The organism is Stappia sp. ES.058 (genome assembly GCF_900105595.1).
Lineage (GTDB): Bacteria > Pseudomonadota > Alphaproteobacteria > Rhizobiales > Stappiaceae > Stappia.
This window is the reverse complement of the sequence record NZ_LT629784.1, coordinates 990,571-1,011,033: the sequence shown is the minus strand read 5'-3', so window position 1 is coordinate 1,011,033 and position 20,463 is coordinate 990,571. Positions and strand designations below refer to the sequence as shown.

Annotated in this window: 18 protein-coding genes; 1 reads left to right on the top strand and 17 read right to left on the bottom strand. The window is 64.1% G+C overall.

The window, feature by feature from the left end; genetic code table 11:
* Positions 1 to 14: 14 nt before the first annotated feature.
* The 5 genes from BLU32_RS04815 to BLU32_RS04795 form a co-directional block, all read right to left on the bottom strand.
* On the bottom strand, positions 15 to 2,984 hold the full coding sequence (locus BLU32_RS04815) for a bifunctional [glutamine synthetase] adenylyltransferase/[glutamine synthetase]-adenylyl-L-tyrosine phosphorylase (RefSeq protein WP_371326968.1): 2,970 nt from the start codon (positions 2,982 to 2,984) through the stop codon (positions 15 to 17).
* Positions 2,944 to 4,398 (bottom strand): HAMP domain-containing sensor histidine kinase, encoded by a 1,455-nt coding sequence (locus BLU32_RS04810; RefSeq protein WP_093805233.1) that lies wholly within the window; start codon positions 4,396 to 4,398, stop codon positions 2,944 to 2,946. The genes BLU32_RS04815 and BLU32_RS04810 overlap by 41 nt, the downstream gene beginning before the upstream one ends.
* Positions 4,382 to 5,062, bottom strand: coding sequence for a response regulator transcription factor (locus BLU32_RS04805; RefSeq protein ID WP_197673701.1), 681 nt, complete (start codon positions 5,060 to 5,062; stop codon positions 4,382 to 4,384). The genes BLU32_RS04810 and BLU32_RS04805 overlap by 17 nt, the downstream gene beginning before the upstream one ends.
* Positions 5,063 to 5,226: 164 nt before the next feature.
* Positions 5,227 to 6,750, bottom strand: coding sequence for a Do family serine endopeptidase (locus BLU32_RS04800; protein ID WP_093805231.1), 1,524 nt, complete (start codon positions 6,748 to 6,750; stop codon positions 5,227 to 5,229).
* A 176-nt stretch (positions 6,751 to 6,926) separates the two neighbouring features.
* The gene (locus BLU32_RS04795; protein ID WP_093805230.1) at positions 6,927 to 8,171 is read right to left on the bottom strand and encodes a bifunctional alpha/beta hydrolase/OsmC family protein; all 1,245 of its coding nucleotides are present in this window, start codon (positions 8,169 to 8,171) and stop codon (positions 6,927 to 6,929) included.
* 400 nt (positions 8,172 to 8,571) lie between these two features.
* Here BLU32_RS04795 and BLU32_RS04790 point away from each other — a divergent pair, with 400 nt between their 5' ends.
* Positions 8,572 to 9,501 carry a transposase gene (locus BLU32_RS04790; protein ID WP_093805229.1) on the top strand — a complete coding sequence of 310 codons (930 nt, stop codon included), beginning with the start codon at positions 8,572 to 8,574 and terminating at the stop codon, positions 9,499 to 9,501.
* 387 nt (positions 9,502 to 9,888) lie between these two features.
* On the opposite strand, the gene BLU32_RS04785 is transcribed toward BLU32_RS04790, so the two are convergent.
* The 12 genes from BLU32_RS04785 to BLU32_RS04730 form a co-directional block, all read right to left on the bottom strand.
* Positions 9,889 to 10,374: a cytochrome c-type biogenesis protein gene (locus tag BLU32_RS04785; RefSeq protein ID WP_093810591.1), complete on the bottom strand. Its 486-nt coding sequence runs from the start codon at positions 10,372 to 10,374 to the stop codon at positions 9,889 to 9,891.
* An 11-nt stretch (positions 10,375 to 10,385) separates the two neighbouring features.
* Entirely contained in the window at positions 10,386 to 12,362 is a 1,977-nt protein-coding gene (locus tag BLU32_RS04780) for a heme lyase CcmF/NrfE family subunit (RefSeq protein WP_093805228.1), read from the bottom strand.
* 172 nt (positions 12,363 to 12,534) lie between these two features.
* Positions 12,535 to 12,972, bottom strand: coding sequence for a cytochrome c maturation protein CcmE (gene ccmE, locus BLU32_RS04775; protein ID WP_093805227.1), 438 nt, complete (start codon positions 12,970 to 12,972; stop codon positions 12,535 to 12,537).
* Between the two features lie 53 nt (positions 12,973 to 13,025).
* On the bottom strand, positions 13,026 to 14,177 hold the full coding sequence (gene ccmI, locus BLU32_RS04770) for a c-type cytochrome biogenesis protein CcmI (protein WP_093810589.1): 1,152 nt from the start codon (positions 14,175 to 14,177) through the stop codon (positions 13,026 to 13,028).
* An 81-nt stretch (positions 14,178 to 14,258) separates the two neighbouring features.
* Positions 14,259 to 15,668 carry a hypothetical protein gene (locus BLU32_RS04765; protein WP_093805226.1) on the bottom strand — a complete coding sequence of 470 codons (1,410 nt, stop codon included), beginning with the start codon at positions 15,666 to 15,668 and terminating at the stop codon, positions 14,259 to 14,261.
* Between the two features lie 141 nt (positions 15,669 to 15,809).
* Entirely contained in the window at positions 15,810 to 16,283 is a 474-nt protein-coding gene (locus BLU32_RS04760) for an RT0821/Lpp0805 family surface protein (protein WP_093805225.1), read from the bottom strand.
* 158 nt (positions 16,284 to 16,441) lie between these two features.
* Positions 16,442 to 17,872 carry an ATP-binding protein gene (locus BLU32_RS04755; protein ID WP_197673699.1) on the bottom strand — a complete coding sequence of 477 codons (1,431 nt, stop codon included), beginning with the start codon at positions 17,870 to 17,872 and terminating at the stop codon, positions 16,442 to 16,444.
* The gene (locus BLU32_RS04750; protein ID WP_172838532.1) at positions 17,865 to 18,530 is read right to left on the bottom strand and encodes a response regulator transcription factor; all 666 of its coding nucleotides are present in this window, start codon (positions 18,528 to 18,530) and stop codon (positions 17,865 to 17,867) included. Before BLU32_RS04750 ends, BLU32_RS04755 begins: the two co-directional genes overlap by 8 nt.
* A 36-nt stretch (positions 18,531 to 18,566) precedes the next feature.
* Positions 18,567 to 18,884: a PepSY domain-containing protein gene (locus BLU32_RS04745; RefSeq protein ID WP_208976977.1), complete on the bottom strand. Its 318-nt coding sequence runs from the start codon at positions 18,882 to 18,884 to the stop codon at positions 18,567 to 18,569.
* An 89-nt stretch (positions 18,885 to 18,973) separates the two neighbouring features.
* Positions 18,974 to 19,390 carry a hypothetical protein gene (locus tag BLU32_RS04740; RefSeq protein ID WP_093805224.1) on the bottom strand — a complete coding sequence of 139 codons (417 nt, stop codon included), beginning with the start codon at positions 19,388 to 19,390 and terminating at the stop codon, positions 18,974 to 18,976.
* A complete protein-coding gene (locus BLU32_RS04735; protein ID WP_093805223.1) occupies positions 19,387 to 19,596 on the bottom strand; it encodes a hypothetical protein in 210 nt (69 codons plus the stop codon). The genes BLU32_RS04740 and BLU32_RS04735 overlap by 4 nt, the downstream gene beginning before the upstream one ends.
* A 45-nt stretch (positions 19,597 to 19,641) precedes the next feature.
* Entirely contained in the window at positions 19,642 to 20,448 is an 807-nt protein-coding gene (locus BLU32_RS04730) for a lysozyme (protein ID WP_093805222.1), read from the bottom strand.
* Positions 20,449 to 20,463 lie beyond the last annotated feature (15 nt).

Sequence of the window (20,463 nt, the reverse complement as noted above, 5' to 3'; positions counted from 1 at the left end):
CGCCAAAACGCACGTCAGCCGGCCGCCTTCGTCACGGGTCCGACGATGCGCTCGAACGTCGCTCTCACGGCGTCCTGACACTCCTTCAGCCGATGTTCAAGATGCTTGAAGTCCGGCGACTCCCCGGCATGCACCAGAAGCTCGCGAACACCCTTGGGCGCTGTTTCCGCCTTGAACGGACCATCGAGCGTCAGGCGTTGCACTTGGGTAAGGGCATGATACAGCCGTATGGCAGGCATCAGCGTCTCGGCATCGCCGGGTGAGAGAAATCCGGCACGCGCCGCGTTTTCCAGCGCGCTCTCGGTGGTCTGCGACAGGACACCGGCATCGTCGTGCGCATGGACGAGCTGCAAATATTGCGCGATGAACTCGATGTCGACCAGTCCGCCGGCAACCTGCTTCATGTCCCAAACGTCAGACGTGCCCTTTTCCGCTTCGATGCGCGCACGCATCGACGCGACCTCTTGCGCCACTTTCGCCGCGTCGCGCGGCCGGGCAAGCGTTTCGCAGATCAAGCCGTGGATACGCTCCGCAAACGCATCCGAAGACGACACGATGACCCTTGCCCGCGTCAAGGCCATGTATTCCCAGGTCCAGGCTTCCTTTGCCTGATAGGTCTCGAAAGAGGCCAGACGGGTGGCGAGCGGCCCGGCGTTGCCCGACGGACGCAGGCGAAAGTCAACTTCATAGAGCAGGCCTTCGGCGGTCGGCGCCGAAAGCGCCGACACCAGGCGCTGGGTCAACCGGATGAAATACTGGCTCACGGCAAGAGGACGCGGCCCGTCCGTTTGCGCAGTCTCGTCGGGATGGTCGTAAAGCAGGATCAGGTCGAGGTCGGACGACGCCGTCATTTCCCGGCCGCCGAGCTTGCCCATGGCAAGAACCGCCCATGCGCCATTCGCCAGCTTTCCGTGATTTTCCGCGACATGGCCGATGACGTGCGGCAGGAGCCCGGCGACGATCGTTTCCGCCAGTCGGGCAAGCGCCTCGCCCACCTGATGGGCCGTCAGCGTGTCGGACAAGAGCCGTAGCCCGATCAGAAACTGCTGCTCCTGCGCAAAGATCCGTGCGCGATCGAGCGCATCCTCATAGAACCGCGCGAGGTCCAGCGTGCGGGCAAGCCCGGTCCGAAACTCCTCGGAGGTCGGCATCGCGCCGAAAAAGGCCGGATCGAGAACCGCGTCCAGGACATGCACGCGCTTGGACACCACTTCGGCAAGGCGGGGCGCAGCGCCCATCACGGTTGCCAGCAGGCGCAGGAGCTCCGGGTTGGATCGCAGCAGCGAGAACAGCTGCACGCCGGCGGGAAGCTTGGACAGGAAACCGTCGAAGGACAACAGCGCCTTGTCGGCATTGTCGGTGCTGGCCAGCGCCGAGATGAGAACCGGATGAAGTTCCGTGAGGCGTTCGCGCGCCTTGGAGGAGCGCACCGCCGGATAGCGACCAAAGTGCCAGGCGCGAATGATCTTCGCCGCCTCCTTCGGCCGTTCATAGCCAAGCCCGCTGAGCGTCTCCAGCGTCTCCGGGTCGTCGTCGTCGCCGGTAAAGACGAGATTTCCCAGATCGGAGGCGAGCTCCGGCTCGTTCTCGAACAGCGCCGAATAGTGCCGCTGGACGGTCTTGAACCGGGTGCGCAGATCGTCCTCGAACGCGGTAAGGTCGTCATAGCCCATCAGCCGCGAGACCCTGGCGCGCGCGCCCTCATCGGCCGGCAGGATATGCGTCTGCTCGTCGTTCACCATCTGGATGCGGTGTTCGACTTTGCGCAGGAACACATAGGCCGCGGCCAGTTCGTCGCGCGCCTCCGGCGCGATCCAGTCGAGTTCGGCCAGCGTGTCGAGCGTGTCGAGCGTGCGCCGACCGCGCAGCTCGGTGATCCGCCCGCCGGCAATCAGTTGCTGCGTCTGGGCAAAAAACTCGACCTCGCGAATGCCTCCACGGCCCAACTTGACATTGTGTCCGGCGACCGCGATTTCACCATGCCCCTTGTGCACATGGATCTGGCGCTTGATGGAATGCACGTCGGCGATGGAGGCATAGTCGAGATACTTGCGCCAGATGAAAGGGCTTATTTCCTTCAGGAAGGCGTTGCCGCAGCCGATATCGCCGGCGCAGGCCCGAGCCTTGATCAGTGCGGCCCGCTCCCAGTTCTGGCCCAGGCTCTCGTAGTAGACAAGCGCGCCCGGGATCGACATGGCAAGCGGTGTCGCGCCGGGATCGGGCCGCAGCCGCAGATCGGTGCGGAAGACATATCCGTCCCCCGTCCTGTCGCCCATGATCTTTACGAGACGCTTTGTCATGCGGACGAATTCCACCTGCGCCTCCGCGCCGCCGTCCATCGGTGCCGCATCCGGATCGTAGAGAACGATGAGATCGATGTCGGAGGAATAGTTGAGCTCAAAGGCGCCGTATTTGCCCATCGCCAGAATGACGAAGCCGGAGCCCTCTTCCGGGCGCGCCGCGTCCTGCGGCACGAAACGGCCGCGACGCTCCATGTCGCGCAGGCAAAACCGGATGGCGGCCGTCAGGGCGGCGTCGGCGAAACGGCTGAGACCGCCAGTGACCGCGTCCAGATCAATGGCCCCGCCGATGTCGGCGAGAGCAAGCGTCAGGGCCAGATCCTTCTTGAGATTGCGCAACGCACGCATCAGCGCCGCTTCGTCTTCCGCTTCCAATGCACGAGCGTCCTCGATCAGGCGCGCGGCGCGCTGCTGCGGAGGCGTCGTCAGAATGGTCGCAAGCCGCTCGGGATCGGAACAGGCAAGATCGCGCAGGTAGGGCGCATTGGTCAGCGCGCCCGACAGAAATGCGCGGGTCCGTGGCTCAAGTTCGGGATCGGCGATGTTCTCGAACACTGGCGTGAGATCGGACAGGATCGCCTCGCCCGCATCTGCATCGGCCGGCGCCGGCTCGACCGTCAAGGCCTCCAGGAGAGGCCGTTCGTCACGCGCTTGCACGTCCGCCTTTTCGCCCGTCACGCACATCTCCCCCATTTCGTTTTTCACCCGCCGGCCCCTTGCCGCCCGGCAACCGTAGCTCGGCACGCAATCCCGGATCGGCATCGCCGAGAACCAGACACCCGCCATGCAGGCGCGCAACGGCCGAAACAAGGCTCAGCCCAAGACCCGACCCCGGTTCGTTGCGGCTCTCCTCCAGGCGCACGAAGCGATGCAACACTCGCTCCTTGTCGGCGTCGGCGATTCCGACGCCTTGATCGCGAACGGACAGAACCACGGTCCCCTCGTCCATATGGCCTTCCAGATGTATCCTTACGCCATCCTCGTCAGCGTTCCGAGCGTATTTCAACGCATTTTCAATGAGATTCACCAGCGCTTGCACCAACAGCTCGCGGTTGCCGCACAGCATCAGCTCTTCGTCGAACGCCACATCGAGTGTCCCGCCCTCGTCCTCGACGACCGGGGCGTAGAGTTCGCCAACCTCGGACAGAAGGGTGTTCGCGTCAAAAGGCTCCTGCGCCGCGTCCGAGGATCCGGCCTCGACCCGCGCGATGCGCAGGAGAGCATCGAACGTTCGAATCAGCGTGTCGCAATCTTCGATTGTCGCCTCAAGCGCCGCGCGCGCAGGCACGTGGGCATCCTCCTGCCGCAGCGCTTCCTCCACCCGGTTACGCATGCGCGTCAGCGGCGTCTTGAGATCATGCGCGATATTGTCGGAGACATCCTTCAGGCCGTGCATCAGGGCCTCGATGCGCTCGAGCATTGTGTTGAGGCCGACCGCCAGCCGGTCGAACTCGTCGCCGGTGCCTTCCACCGGCAGCCGCTCGGACAGGTCGCCCGACATGATCCGCCTGCCGGTCGCGGCCATCGCGTCAATACGCTTGAGCACACGCCGGCTGACGTAGATCCAGGTCACCAGCCCAAGGCCGGCGAGCACCAGAAGCCAGAACCGCATCGCCTCGGCCAGAAGCGAACGGAAATACTGCTGTTCCTGGAGATCACGCCCGACCAGCAGGCGGAAGCCGCCGGAAAGCTGGAAGACGCGGACCAGCGCCTCGCGCTTCTCGCCGCCGCCAAGCGGCGTATAGCTCACCCGCTGCAGCTCGCCACTTTCGCCCGCGAGCACGCGCTCGTCCAGCCCCTCGACGTTGCCGACGAGCTGATTGGCGGCAAAATCCGTGACCAGATAGAGACTTGCGCCGGGGCGCCGCGACCGCGCCTCGACAGAAGCAACCAGTCCGCGGATGCCGGCGATGCGATATCTGTCGGCAAGCCCGACGATCTCCGCATCCACCGTCTCGACGATCTGCTCGCGCAGCACCGTCGCCGTGTTTTGCGACAGATAGACGATCACCGCGCCGGAGGCGAGCGAGAGCGCTGCCAGATAAATCAGCGCAAGCTTTATGGCCGTGGTGCGAAACAATCTAGCGAGCGATGTCACGGATCGTGTACCCGGCGCCGCGCACCGTATGGAGGAGCGGGCGATCGAAGTCCTTGTCGATCTTGCCGCGAAGCCGCGACACATGAACGTCGATCACATTGGTCTGCGGATCGAAATGATACTCCCAGACATGCTCCAGCAGCATCGTGCGGGTCACGACCTGCCCGGCGTTCTGCATCAGGTATTCGAGCAGCTTGAACTCCCTCGGCTGCAGGGGAATGTCCTGGCCCGAGCGGGTGACCGTGTGGCTCAGCCGGTCGAGTGTCAGATCGCCGACAGTGTAGCTTGTGTCGATGTCCTGCTGGCGCGGCCGCCGGCCGAGCGCCTCGACGCGGGCAAGAAGCTCGGAAAACGCATAGGGCTTGGGAAGATAATCATCGCCGCCGGCACGCAGTCCGGTCACCCGGTCGTCGACCTGGCCTAGCGCCGACAGCACCAGCACCGGCGTGTGGTTTCCATCCGCGCGCAGGCCAGAGATCATGGAAAGACCGTCGCGACGGGGAAGCATCCGGTCGACAACCAGCACGTCGTAGGGAGCGGAAGAGGCCAGATCATAGCCGACCTCGCCGTCGGGCGCATGGTCGACCACATGCCCGGTCTCACGCAGCGCCTTGGCGAGATAGTTGGCGGCTTCTGTATCGTCCTCGACAATCAGGATACGCATGGGCTTCTTCACATCGCATTGCGGACGGGAGTTTGCATATCATCGTCGGGGAGCGCGGTCTATTCGCGCACCCGGGACGCCAGAGCCCCGTGCCGTGTGACCGGCCCGGGGCTCCCTGTCTCAGGCGCAAGGTCGCGCCATCGTGCGCCGTCCGGCAAGCCGCGTCAGCCGCGGGCGACCGGAACCGCGACGAAGCGCGTGGCGTTTTCGCTCTTCACCCGCATCAGGACGGCCTTGCGGCCTCCTTCGCTTGCACCGAGCACGGCACTGGCCACATCGCCCGGCGCATCGACCGGCTTTCCGGCGACCTCGAGAATCACGTCGCCGCGCTTCAGGCCTTTTTCTCCAGCCTTGCTGTCACGTGCCAGGTCGGTGATCACCACGCCCCGCTCGCCGGCCCCGACTTCTTTTGCGGACGCCAGTTCCAGGCCAAGGCTGTCGACGAAGGCGGTTGCCTCGCCGGTGGGCTCGACCGCAGCCGCGGCGCTTGCCTTCTCCTGCAGACGGCCGAGGGTCACCGTCACGCTCTGCTCGCGGCCATCACGCCAGATACCAAGATCGACCTCGGTCTCCGGCGGGTAAGCGGCAATCTTGCGGGCGAGCTCACGCGGCCCGTCGATCGCTTCGTCATCGACCGACAGGATCGTGTCGCCAGACCGGATCCCGGCTGCCAGCGCCGGGCTGTCGCCCTGTGCCTCGGCAACGATCGCGCCCTTCGCCTCGTCAAGCCCGAGGCTTTCGGCGATATCGGCCGACACCGGCTGGATCTGGACGCCGAGCCAGCCGCGCACGACGGTGCCATCGTCCTTCAGATCGGCGATGACATTTGTCGCCGTCGAGGCGGGAATGGCGAAGGCGATACCGACGTTGCCGCCCGAGGGCGAGAAGATCGCGGCGTTCACGCCAATGACCTGCCCCTTGGTATTGAACGCCGGCCCACCTGAGTTGCCCCGGTTCACCGGCGCGTCGATCTGGATGAAGTCGTCGTAGGGACCCGCACCGATGTCACGGCCGCGCGCCGAGACGATGCCCGCCGTTACCGAGCCGCCGAGACCGAAGGGGTTGCCAACGGCAACGACCCATTCGCCGACCATCGGCGCGTCATCCGCGAATTCGACGTAGGTGAATTCCTTTTCGGAATCGACCTTCAAAAGTGCAAGATCGGTGCGTTCGTCGGTGCCGATCAGCCGCGCTTCATATTCAATGCCGTCATCGCCGACGACCACGAACTCGCTCCCGCCGGCAACGACATGCTCGTTGGTGACAAGGTAGCCGTCGTCGGAGATGAAGAAGCCGGAGCCCTGGCTGGTTCCGCGCCGCTGGGGGCGTGCACCCTCTCCGCCCGGCTTGCCGCCAAACTGGCGGAAGAACTTTTGAAGCGGATGATCGCGGGGAAGGTCCTCAAAACCGGGAATGCCGCCACCACGCGAGGACATCATGCGCGGCGTCCGGTCGGAGGTGACGCGAACGCTGACGACAGCGGGCTTCACGCCGGCGACGACAGCCGCAAAGCTCTGGGGCGCAGCCGCTTCGACCCGCACCGGATCTGCAAGCGCGAACTGGCCGGGAACCATGGTTTGTGCCGTCAGGCCACCGGCAAGGCCGAGCGCCAGAGCGCCAACGACGAGGCTCTTGCGGCCGCCACGCGGCAAGCGATGAATGGCTGCGGGAAATTTCTTGGTCGACATGTTTGGTCTCCACGTCTTGGTCAGGATCACGAGGCCGGGCAGACCTGTCGGGGAGCATCGGCCCGGCTGTCCCTCCTGATATGGAGCATGTCGCCTTACAGCCGCCTGTCGGGGCGATTAAGCTTTGGTAATATTGGGCCCTCTCGTGCTCGGGTGCGCGGAACGCCCCCTGGACGTCAGGTCACGTCCTCGACCGCCTCGCGCGTGACCACGGCAGCGCCGGCCTCAAGCGTCCGGTGTACGGGGCACTTGTCGGCGATTTCCAGCAAGCGGGCACGCGTGTCGGCATCGATATCACCGGACAGATGCACGATGCGCTCAAGCCGGTCGATCTTGCCGCCGCGCGCGCGATGGTCGTCCGTGCAGTCGACACAGTCCTCCGCATGCACCTTTTCGTGGTGCACCGTCGTGCCGATCCGCCCGATCTCCAGCCCCTTGTGCTCGGCGTACATGCGCAGGGTCATCACCGTGCAGGCGCCGAGTGCGGCGGCGAGGTAATCGTAGGGCGAGGGACCGCTGTCGAGACCGCCAACGGCTTCGGGTTCATCCGTGAGCAGGCGATGCGTGCCTATGCGGACCACGGACTGGAATTTGCCGGCCCCCGTCTCTGTGACAACCACTCCGTCGGCATCCTTGTCCTGCGCGCTGGCGTCATCTGCCTTGAGATACCGGCTTGCCCAGGCGGCGATCACATCCGCCGCATAGGCAGCATCGTCCGGATCGCTCAGAAGATGATCGGCCGTGTCCAGCGACACGAAGCTCTTGGGGTGTTTGGCCGCGACGAACAGGTCCGTCGCATTGTCGATGCCCACCGTCTCGTCGCGCGGGGCGTGAAGCACCAGAAGGGCCTTTCCAAGGCGCGCCACCCGGTCACGCACGGTGTGCTTGGAGAGATCGTCGAGAAACTGACGTTCGATGGTGAAGCTTCGTCCCGCGAGCGACACCTCGGCCTCACCCTCGCTCCGGATGGTCTCGAGGTCCGCATGAAAGTTGTGAACAACATGATCCGCATCCGCCGGCGCACCGATGGTGGCAACGGCCACGGCTTCGGGAATATCCCCGGCCACCGCAAGCACCGCGGCCCCGCCCAGTGAGTGCCCGATGAGCAGGCTTGGCGCATGGTAACTGCGTCGCAGATAGTCCGCAGCCGCCAACAGGTCGGAGAGATTGGAGGAGAAATTGGTGGAGGCAAAATCACCGCCCGAACCGCCGAGGCCGGTAAAGTCGAAGCGCAGCACGCCGATGCCCGATTCCGTCAGCGCCTGCGCGATGCGGCGTGCCGCGATCACGTCCTTGGAGCAGGTGAAGCAATGCGCAAAGAGCGCGTATGCACGCACCGGCCCGTCCGGCAGATCAAGCCGTGCGGCAAGTTCAGCACCGGCATGTCCGGAAAAGGTCAGTCGGATCGGTTTGGCAGTCATGCACGCGGTCTCCCTTTGCAAGCGCAGCGCCTGAAGCGAATGCAGCTACGCTCAGACTGCAAGTGGGAGCGTGAAGGCCGGATGTCCAGTCACCCGAGCCTGAAGGGAGTGTCATTGCCCGGCTTGCGCTGAACGAACTTCAAAATCAAAAGGGAGACTAGTGGTTCGCTTCCGACATTTGCCTCCCCGTGCAGCACCGCCGCAGCAAATGTCGGAATCAAGAGAACAACTAGATAAATATATGATTTTATTGGATCTTTTGAATTTGACATTTGATCAGGAGCCTCGCTGCAAACGGGACTCAAATGTCAACCCGCATTCCTCAAATGGATCGAACTTCGAGTGCCTGCCCGGATGTGATATCCTCGCGATATCAATGGCTTAACGGCGTTGGGGTGGCATGGTGGCGGCGAACCCGGCGGGTGAAGAGGAAGAGGGTCCGCTGCAGCTCCAGTTTGACCGTTCGGTGAAACTCGCATTCCGAGGCTCGTCGATCAGTTCTGACGGCGGCCTGCTCCTCCGCCAGTCGGTCTTCTCGCGGCTGGCGGGCTACGAAAACGTCAATGACGCCGACCTCCTTCGGCTCGACCCGGTGATGCGCCAGCTCGTCGGCGGTCGTGCGATGACCCGTGGCGCGGCCTCGGCAAGTGCCATGGGCCGGTTCGAGACCACGATGCTGACACAGCCGAAGAACCTCGCCGCTCTGGAAGATCTGCCTGGCCGCTGGATCGATGCCGTTCACGACCGTCAGCCGCCGAAGGTTGTCACACTCGACATGGATAGCTCCGAGAGCCCAATGCATGGCGATCAGGAGGGCGCTGCCTGGAACGGCTACTTCCAGTCGAAGTGCCTACACCCACTCTTCGTGTTCAACCAGTTCGACGATCTTGAACGATGTGCGCTCAGGCCTGGGAACGTGCACAGCGCCGACGGCTGGGAAGATGTGCTGCGCCCGGTGCTGACGCGCTATTCCGTCGGGACTCGACCCTCGATCACCCGCCGCCGGTTCCGCGCGGACGCCTCCAACGCGATCCGGCTGCAGCTGCATGCCCTAGCCTACAACCTGGCGAGCATCCTGATCAAGCTGGTGACGCCCGCAGCGCTCGAGACCTGGTCGCTGACCTCGCTACGCGAGCGGTTGGTCAAGACCGGCGCTCGGCTGGTGAAGCACGCCCGCTATGCCGTCTTCCAGTTTGCCGAGGCCGCCCTGCCTCGGGCAGTCTTCGCGGGCATCCTCGGACTGATCAACGGTCTGCGCGATCCGCCGATCGCAATGGTGTCTGTACGATCGGCGACGCCCCCAGAACCGCGATACGCAGCCCTGGCGTAGGGACAGGTGTGCCCGAAACCGGGCGGACGAGGCCTCAAACGGTTGGATCAACCTGCTTTGCCGCTCTTCGCGGCCGGTACGTCGCATCCCACGAGGACCAGAGGCCGCAAAAAACAAAGCCAAACAAAAAACGAACGTCGGTATTCGAGTTAAACCCGGGCCAGACAGAAGTTGATCTGGATAATCCCGTTACACGGTTTATTGTCCGCGTCATTGGGTGGATTTTTCTAGCCTACGGGGTGATTGGCATGTCTGCCTACATAATCATTGGGCTGATAGGCTGGATAAAGAGCCTGTTTTCTGCGGTCCTATGACCCTTTGGTGAGCCAGTTCATTCTGGTTCAAGATCTGAATTCTTCCGCGTAATACGTGATCAAATTCGCTCCACTAGCGTGCGGACTCATCCGCCAGGATGCGATCCAGATCCGCCTGTTCCTTGTCGCTCAGAGCCATCGTGCGCGCGGTTGCCAACGTACGCGTGCGCCGGCGCGCAGCGATCAGCAATGCCGCCCCACCCAACAGCAGCGCGAGAGGCGCCACCGCCCATAGCAGGAAAGTGTTCCAGGAAAAGCGGGGCTTGAGCAGCACAAACTCGCCATAGCGCGCAACCAGATAGTCGATCACCTCGGCGTTGGTGTCGCCGGCGACCAGTCGCTCGCGCACGAGCACGCGGAGATCCTTGGCAAGCGGGGCGTCGCTGTCGTCGATCGACTGGTTCTGGCACACCATGCAGCGCAAATTCGCCGACAGCTCGCGGGCGCGCTGCTCCAGCGCCGGATCGTCGAGGATCTCGTCGGGCGCGACAGCGCTCGCCGGCAGGGCGGCGAGAATGACCGCCAGCCCGGCGAGGATCGCCAATAAGATGTTGCGCATCTTCATCGCTCCTATTCCGCCGGCACGACGCGTACGCGCGCGGGGCGCGGGGCGCCGACGCGAAGCCGCCGGTCGAATAGCGACAGAACGGCGCCAAAGCCCATCACCAGGCAACCGAGCCAGATCAGCGTGACCAACGGCTTATAATAGAGCCGGATGTCGGCGCCTCCGTCGCTGTGCACCTCGCCGATGGACACATAGATCTGCGACAGACCGAAGGTGACGATCCCGGCTTCCGTCGTCGGCATGCGGCGGGCGGTATATAGCCGCTTGGCCGGCTCCATTTCCGCAACCTTCACCCCTTCCTTGAAGATGTCGAAGTGACCGACGTCATCGATGTAATTGGGACCGGTGCGACGCGCAAGGCCGCCAAAGGCAAGCTCGTAATCGGCAATCGAGACGGTCTCCTCGGGAAGGATGGTCAGCACCTTCTCTTCCTGGAACGCCGTTACGGCCACGATGCCCAACATCGTCACGCCGATGCCGATATGCCCGAAAGCCGCACCCCACGCCGACGTCGGCAGGCCGAACAACCGTCGCATTCCGCTCGTCAGCCCGACGTGAGCGAACCGTGCGCGCGACAGGATCTCGGAAACGGCGCCGGCGATCACCCACACGCCCAGGCCGATACCGAGGGCAGCAAGGATCTTGCCGGTGCCCTGCATCCACGCGACTGCGAGTGTCGCGCACAGCGCCAAGGCGAGCGCAGCGTAGAGACGCTGGGTCACCGCGTAGATATCCCCGCGTTTCCACGCAAGCAGCGGCCCGAAGGGCATTGCGACCAGCAGCGGGATCATCAATGGCCCGAACGTCAGATTGAAGAACGGCGGCCCAACGGAGATCTTCTCGCCGGTGATGGCTTCCAACGCCAGCGGATAGAGCGTTCCGACGAAGACCGCCGCAGCCGAGACCGTCAGCAGCAGGTTGTTAAGAACAAGCGCCCCCTCACGACTGACCGGTGCGAACAGGCCGCCCTGTTTGAGAAGCGGCGCGCGCCAGGCATAGAGTGCGAGGGACCCGCCAATGAAGACCACCAGAATGCCAAGAATGAAGGTTCCGCGCGTCGGGTCCGTGGCGAAGGCATGCACGCTCGTCAGCACGCCCGACCGCACCAGGAAGGTTCCCAGCAGCGACAGCGAGAACGTCAGGATCGCGAGCAGAACCGTCCACACCTTCAGCGCTCCGCGCTTTTCCATGACGATCGCGGAATGCAACAGCGCCGTACCGGCAAGCCACGGCATGAAGGACGCATTCTCGACCGGATCCCAGAACCAGTATCCGCCCCAGCCGAGCTCGTAGTAGGCCCAGTAGGACCCCATCGCGATTCCAAGCGTCAGGAACATCCAGGCGAGCAGCGTCCACGGCCGGACCCAGCGCGCCCAGGCTGCGTCCACGCGCCCCAGGATCAGCGCCGCTATGGCGAAGGAAAACGTGATCGAGAAGCCGACATAGCCGATGTAAAGCAGCGGCGGATGGATCGCCAGACCGATGTCCTGAAGGATCGGGTTGAGATCCTGCCCCTCCATCGGCGGGGGCGACACACGAATGAAGGGGTTGGACGTCGCCAGCACGAACAGCAGAAAAGCCGCGGTTACCCACCCCTGCACGCCAAGTGTGGCGGCCCTGAGCTCAGGGGGAATATTGCGGCCGAAAGCGGCAACCAGAGCCCCGAACAGAACCAGGATCAGGATCCACAGGAGAACGGAGCCCTCGTGATTGCCCCAGACACCGGTGATCTTGAAGAGATCCGGCTTCGCGGAGTGGGAGTTTTGAACCACGTTCAACACCGAAAAATCGGAGGTGACATAGGCCATCATCAGCGCCGCAAACGAAATACCGACAAGAAGGAACATCATGGCGGACACGGGCGGGGCAACGGCCATCAGCCGCCGGTCGTGACGCAGCGCGCCCCAGATCGGCACGACCGACTGGATCAGGGAAAGGACGAACGCAAGGATCAGTGCGAAATGCCCGACTTCAACAATCATTCCGGTCCATCCTTCCAACTATCGGATCGTCCACGCCCGTCACGCCTGTATTCGACCCGCCTCCAAGCCTGCGGCCCGCCACGGGCGGAGGGTCAACCTCTCATTTGATCGCGACCGCGGTCACGGTGACCGAGCCGCCGGTCGAGGTCAAATCATGTGCATGGCAGCGCGATTATTGTTCGCCCTGCCACACCCCCTTGCCCTTGAGCGCATCCGCGACTTCCTTGGGCATATAGTTCTCGTCGTGCTTGGCGAGAACGTTGTCGGCGCGAAAAACCCCGTCGGGGGTGAGCACCCCTTCCGTGACAACGCCCTGGCCTTCGCGGAAAAGATCCGGCAACAGGCCGACATAGACCACGTCGACCGTTTCCACGGTGTCGGTCACGGTGAAGCGCACCTGCGCGTTCTTGCCGCGTTCAACGCTGCCATCGGCGACCAGCCCGCCGAGACGGATACGCTGACCGTCCGGCAGTCCGCCGGCCGCGATATCGCTTGGGCTTTGAAAGAAAACGATCCGGTCGTTCAGAGCAAAGAGGATCAGGCCAACGGCCACGGCAAGCACACTGCCGGCAGCTGCGATCATGGTAAGGCGTCTTTGTTTGCGCGTCATTTCAGTCCCGGTGCGTTCCCATCATCGAAGCCCCCACGCCCCGCTTTGAAAGCTCAAGACCCGACCCCCAGCTCGCGAGCAAGGGATTTCACCTGCGCCACGCCCGCCGGGTCCTGTTTCAAGGCCTGCTCCGCGCGCGTTGCCGTGTCGCGCAGACGATCCGTGTCGCCAAGCACGGCAACGGCGCGCATCAGGCGCAGCCATTCGTCGGTCGAGCCGCCCTCCTCGGACAGGCGCGTGTCGAGCCGGTCCACCATAGACCGGATCATCGCGGAGCGGTCCGCGGAATTCATTTGCGCGGCGGCGGCAACATCGCTCTGGCTCGGCCCCGGAGCCGCGATCGCCGGCTCGGTTTCGACGCCAAGCTTCGACAGTTCGACGCGAACAGCTTCCGCCCAGGCCTCTCCGCCCTGTGCCTCATCCAGAAGATCCTGCCACGCGGCGATTGCCTTGTCCGTGCGATTTTCCTGCGTCAGGGCGAGAGCAAGAAAAAAGCGCGGCTTGATCGCAGACTTGTCCAGCGCCACGGCCCGCTCGAAGGCCGCGCGGGCATCGGCGCCCACAATGCCGTTGTTGCCGATCACCAGGGCCTCGCCGCGATCGGTTTCCCGGCGAACAGTGGATCCGAGAAGCCGGATGGCCGCAGCATAAGCGGCGGCTGCATCCTCGGCGCGCCCGAGCCTCATGTAGGCCGGCGCGATCACATCCCATCCGCGACCGTCGGACGGCTCCTCGGCGAGCCGCTGCTCGACCCTGGCGACCAGATCGGGCAGAGAACGCGCGGTCGCCGGTGCTTCCAGGCGGGCGCGAAGCGGTTGATCGGGAAGATCCGGCGATCCGACGACGGAATAGAGCCCGACGGCACCAAGCGGAACGACAATCAGCGCCAGCGCTTGCGCAACCCGAAGCCCGTTGCGCGATCCGCGACGCTTTTCCTCACCGCTTTGCCGAGTGGCACTGTCATGCGAATCCGCAGCCCCGGCGGCAATCAGCCGGCGGGCGATTTCCGTTCGCGCAGCCTCGGCCGCCTCTTCGGAAATCAGGCCGCGATCGAGGTCGCGGTCCACCTCACCGAGCTGCGCCTTGTAGACTTCGACATCATAGGCGGCGGACTCGCGCTGGTCCCGGGCGGAACGCGACAAGGGCACCAGCACCGAAAGGGCCGCCACAACCGCCAGAACGGAGAATACAATCCAAATCATCATGATCGGCATATAGACCGCGACTTGCGCTTTTCCGCAAGCAAAACCGGACTGTGACAGGGCGTCGCGGGGGAGGCAGCCGGATCAGGCCGAGGCTGCACGCGCCTTGGGCTTGGCCGCGAGCGCGGCCTTGCGGCTTCGGCGCAACTGGTCGGCATAGTCCTTGCCGAAATAACTCTCGCACAGGCCGATTGCGGCATCGACGGCAACCAGATGCGCCTTGCGCACGGAATTGGCCGTGTCCGGGAGGGCCGACAGCAAGGCACGGGTCTTGATTTCAAGCGACTGGTCAAGAGCGGCACGCGTGCGGGCGGTAATTTCGTTGACGGCAAGGCTGTCGGCGGCATCGCGCATCTTTTCGAGCAAAAGCATGCCGCGTTGCGCCTCTTCGATAGCGGTCGTGTCGATCCGTGGTTCGCCCATATCGTCAAGTTTGGGAACCAGCAGCGCTCGCCGGATGTTGCCGGTCGCGGCCTCGAGCGCGCGGGTGACCAGCGCGGAAACCGAGCGCCGTGTCACTGCCATGCGCTGCTGCCATGCACCGGATTCGGCAAGATCGTAGTGGCGGTCGATGGTCTTCATCAAGCGGCAGTAGGCGTTAAGTGCATCGGAGAGATCGGTGTTCGAGCAGGCACCGCAGGCAATGGCGGAAAAGCGCTCCGCTTCGGAAAACGCCATTTCCGCGAAGATGGCATATGGCGAGGCCGCCATCTTCTTGATCGATGACGACCCCGCGAGGCTCGCGGTCAGCGACAGTAGAGTATCGGGCACCTCGACCCGGTTGAGCACGACAGATGCAATCAGCGGCGCGTGATCGCCATGCCGGTCCATGACGGCCTTTATTCGCAGAAGCGACGGGCTGCCTGGCTTGAAATCCCATTCCGTCAGGCGGTCGGGCAGGCTTTCGCGAAGCGCGTCGAGCCAGGCCCGCGACGTGACAGCCGCGCGCATGTCCTCAAGATCGCGCAAGGCCCGCTCGCCACCGACCAACATCGCGATCTTTTGATGGGTCCGGTCATCGGACTGCGCTTCCGCCAACGCGTCCGACAGGAGCGGCATCGCATGCTCGAGCAAATGCTCGGCCAGCGCCGCTACATCTTCGGGTTCGGTCTCCACCCGACGGGCAACCTCTTCAGCGGTCTGGAATTGTTGCGGCGCGATGTCGCGGGCCAGCCAGGTCCAGATGAGCGGAAGGCTGGCACGGTTGATTCGGCCCGGCACCTTGCCGGTCAATCCGTCGCCCGCCAGAAGGTCCTCGATCGGCAGATAAAACGCCCGTTGCAGTCGGCCCTCACGCGGTTCGCTGTCCAGCATGAGCGTATCGGTGGAGCGCACGGCATTCAGGCAAGCATCGAGAATGAGGTCGAGATGCGGGTCGTCGGATCCTCGCGAGCGGGCATGCTCAAGCCCGCGCAACAACGTCTTGATCGCGCGCGGAGACAGCGCGTCCAGATAGGACTTGATCTTCAACGTCAGTTGGTGCCGATCAGGCATTGGGGGTCCGCTCACAACACACGCGTAAACACATCGCCGGAAAACCGTCGCAGAAAAGGATTAAACAAGTGTTGGCAAGGGATTCCGCCAGGTCGCGAAGTCAGGCGCCATGACGTAAGATGCACCGCCAGCAGGCGCCGGTCAGGTGATTGGCTGCCAGGTGCCCGTCTCGCCGCGACAGGCTGCGCCGCGAAGTGAACTTTCACGCTCGTCGATCAGGATGATGTGCGTGTAGTCCCGACAGACGATGTTGTTCACCTGGTAATTCGGACCGGTCACGACCCGACCGCGCGCGCCGCTGGTGCGATTGCGCCACTCGACGGTTTCTCCCGTGCGATCGACGGAAAGCGCCCCGCGAAGCGCCGTTGCTGCCGCACGACGATCCGTATCGGTCATCGCCTGTCCGGCGTCGGTCTTGAGGAGATCCGCCAGCGCCCGGTCGGCTTCGGACTGGGGCACCGATGGCGCGCTGAATGCACTGCCGAACAAGCTGCCGCCAACGACCACCGGCCCCGTTGCGCCGCTGCCTTGCGAACTGGTGCATCCAGCCGCTACGGCAGCAAGGCCAACAGCCAGCACAAGCCTGAACGCGTTCATCAAAAGTTCCCCATCCATGCCGGGCGCTCCGGTCTGCGATTCAGACCCGGCCGCCCAATTCTCATCCGCTCCACGCACATTCGACGTGGTTCGGATCGCGCGCCCGACCCTTGCCGGACCGCTGCAGAGCTTACACGCCTTTGTGGCCGAACTGCGTCTCGCAACAGGCCACGGCCTCACACATTCGGCGCACGCGACGAACCGGCAACGTCACCTTCCAGCATCGGCAGCACAAGCGTGGCACACAGGCCGCCCGCAGCCGACGGAGACAGATCCAGCTCCCCGCCATAGAGGGCGGCAAGGTCTACCACGATGGACAGGCCAAGTCCGGTTCCCGGGACTGTCTCATCCAGCCGCCGCCCGCGTTTCAGCGCTTCGGCCCGTTGATCCGGCGAAAGCCCCGGCCCATCATCCGATATCCGGATGCTGAGGCGCTCCGGCCCCGGTCCGGCGAGCCGCTCGACCGTGACATCCACCCGAGACGCCGCCCATTTGCAGGCGTTGTCGATCAGATTTCCGGCCATTTCCTCCAGATCGTGCTCCTCGCCGCGAAAATGCAAGCCTGGCGCTCCCTTGAGCGACACATCCAGTTGTCGCTCGCCATGGATCTTTGCCATGACTTTCACGAGACGGGCAAGCACGGGCGTCACGTCACTGGAAACACCGATGACGCGACGCTGTGCAGCCATACGCGCGCGCTCAAGATGGTGGTTGACCTGAGCGCGCATCACACCCGCCTGCTCGCCGATCTTTTGCGCATCCGCAACCTGTCCGTCGCGCACCTCATTGACGATGACACTCAACGGCGTCTTCAGCGCATGCGCCAGATTGCCGACATGGGTGCGCGCCCGTTCAACCACTTCCCGGTTGGAGCGCACCAGGGCGTTGAGTTCTTGCGCAAGCGGCCTGAGATCCGGCGGAAGGTCCTCGTCGACCGTCTCCGCATCCCCACGCCGGACGGCGGCCAGCGAGGACCGCAGGGCGGCCACGGGCCGCAACCCGACCCGCACCTGGAGCACGATCGCGCCCACCAGGCCGATGCCGAGAACCAGAAGCGTCAGCACGACCTGACCCGCGAAGGTCGCCTCGCGCTCGCGCAGTTCGCGGGTTTCCCCGGCAACGGCGATGCGGTAGGCCGCCGCCTCTCCGAAGATGATCCGCCGCTGCAGAACGCGCAGCTCCGCGCCGCGCGGACTGGAAATGACGGATCGCAGATCTCCGTCCGCCGGAAGGTCCGGTAAATCGAGCCTGTCGCCGAACAGCGACAGGGAGGAAAACAGGACGGCATCACTGCGCGCGTCGAGCACAACCCAATACCACCCCGAAGCTGGAAGGTCGAAGCGTGGTTCTCCGAGATTTCCAGGCTCCGCCGGCGCATCCGGCGTTCCGGCGGCCATCTCGCCGACGATCGCTTTGACATAAACGTCGAGCCGGACATCAAAGGACCGCTCGCTGGCCTCGCGATAAAGCGCGACCAAGACGAAGCCGGCGACCACGATCGCAATTGCCGACCAGATGGCCGCGACAAGAATCAGCCGCGCAGCAAGCGAACGGTTGCGCATCCAGCCGGAAAACCGGCCGGCGTTCCCCACCGCCGGTTCAGCCATCCGCCTCGCCGATCCGGTATCCAAGACCACGCACGGTTTCGATCAAGCCGGTGTCGAATTTCTTGCGAAGACGCCCGACAAAAACCTCGATCGTATTGGAATCGCGATCGAAGTCCTGATCGTAGAGGTGCTCGATCAGTTCCGTACGCGAGACGATGCGGCCCTTGTGATGCATCAGATAGGACAGCAGTCGGAATTCGTGGGACGTGAGCTTCACGGTCGTGCCGTTTTCCGTGATCTTGCCCGCGCGCATGTCGAGACGCACATCGCCAACCGCGATCTCGTTGCTCGCATGACCCGCGGCCCGGCGCAGAAGCGCCCTCAGCCGGGCCACGACCTCCTCCATGTGGAAGGGCTTGGCGACATAGTCGTCCGCGCCGGCATCGATGCCGGCCACCTTGTCCGACCAGCGGTCCCGCGCGGTGAGAATCAGCACCGGCATGGTGCGCCCGTCGCGCCGCCAGCGCTCCAGAACGCTCAGCCCGTCGAGCACCGGAAGGCCAAGGTCCAGCACCACGGCATCATAGGGCTCCGTGTCACCCAGAAAATGACCTTCCTCGCCGTCTTTCGCGCTGTCGACGACGTATCCTGCTTCCTCCAGCGCCTCGCGGAGCTGGCGGTTGAGGTCGTTGTCGTCTTCCACAACAAGCAATCGCATTTTCTCAAAAAAACCTCTTTCCTGAATCCCCTGATGTCAGCGCAGAACATTGCCGCTTTGGGCATCGACCACACGCGTGTCGACACGTCCGCCGCTCAGGACGGAAAGCACATAGACCAGCCTGCCACCTTCGCGGCACAGATCCGCGCGCACGATTTCGCCCCGAACCGAGCCGGCAACGCGGCCGAGCGGTTGCGCCTGACCGTTTGAAACGGCGGCGCGCGCCTGCGACTGGCTCAGACATTGCGCCTGGGCGAGCGCGGGCACGCCGACGGCAAGCATTGCCGCGAGGGCGAACGCCGAGAGTGCGGACAGGAAGGCTCTCCAGAGCCGGAAGGGGCGGTATGTGTTCATGCACGATCCGTAACGGGTTTCCTGTGAATAGCACATGAACGGGCCCTTCAAGAACCCGAAAGCCGATGGCTGGAACAGCCACCGACGCCTCAGGGGCCCTTACTCCCCGCTCGCCCGGCTTGCGTAGCCCGCACAGCCCCCTGAAGGCCGTCGACGAGAAACAGGGACAGGAGAATCGCACCCGCCCATTCGTCGAGCGGCGATGGAAGGGCGGCGACGGTCCAGGAAAACGCAAAAATACTGTCGGCGATCACCGCCGACCACCAAATCCCGAGCGGCACGACGAACATCAGCCGGCCAAGCCGCGCGGCGGTGAAGAAGCTGCCCTGCTCCGCCAGAAGCACGGAACGGGCGTGGGATCTTGCGTCCATTTCCGCGCGGATCGCCTCTGCGGCGAGATCTGCGGAAAGTCGCTCGCTTTCTCCCCGCGCGGCGATCCGCCGGTCGAAATGGGCGAGCACCAGACGCAATACGGGTCCGGCGAGCCATTGCAGAACCAGGCTCATCGCCGCCCCTCCCGCCAGGCCGGCGGGCCGAACGTCACATGACGCAACACGATGTTGGCGACATTCACTCCCACGACCATCCAGAGCGCGGCGTGCGGCGGCAGATGCGCACTCCAGTCGACGTCGGCGAGATAGCGCAAGATCTCCAGAAGAACGACGCTCGATGCCGCGCCAAGGTTCAACAACAAGGTTTTCCAGCCACGCATGAACGTTCCTTTCAGTCTGAATGATCGGCGGGTGAAAAGGGAGCCTCAGCGCAGGAATCCACGCAAACGCCGCCACGCAGTCTTTGCGAAGCGAGTGACGGCGGGAGCGAGCGCGAGGACAACGGTCAGCACCGGGAGCAGGTCGAGCCATCCCGTTTCGCGCTTGCGGCTCTCGCTTGCCGCCCGCAGTTGCCGCTCCGCCGCCTTGCGGGTTTTCGGACCGAAGAGACCATCAACGGCAAGCGGCGGGTTGGTGCGCTGAAAGGCGCGCGTTGCCGCCTCCAAGTCGTCCTGCGCATAGCCGAGGGTCCGGAGCATGCGCAGATCGTTTCCGGCCGTCTCCGCGCCACGTTCGTTTCCCCGCTCAAAACCCGGAAAAATGCCGGTGAGCAGCAATTGCGCCTCTTCCCGGCGCCGGCGCACCAGCCCCGGTAGCTTGCGGCCTCTGGCGGTGTTGTAGTTGTCGCGCAGGATCGCGGCGGCCCGACCCGGGTCGCCCGCTTTCAATGCCCGCGCCCAGCGCCAGGTCAACGCCCGAGGTCCGAGATTATAGGCAACCGAACAGGCCGCATCGTATTGGTGCTGGGGCAAGGAACCGAGCCGGGCGGTAACGGCCGCACCGTATTCCTCGTCCACCAGCCGCTTCAGGATCACCTCCGCATCCGCCCGCGAGATCGCGTCGCCCATGCGCAAGCTGCGCCCGTGCCTGGTTCGCCACCAGGCCGAGAAAACCTGGCTTCGCATCGTGAAACCGTAGCCGATGGTCAGAACGCCGACCGGGTCCCGGTAGGCGGTCGACACGAACCCCTCGTGCCCGGCGATGAACGCCAGGCCCTTGTCACTGATTTTCATGGATGTCTCCCGATG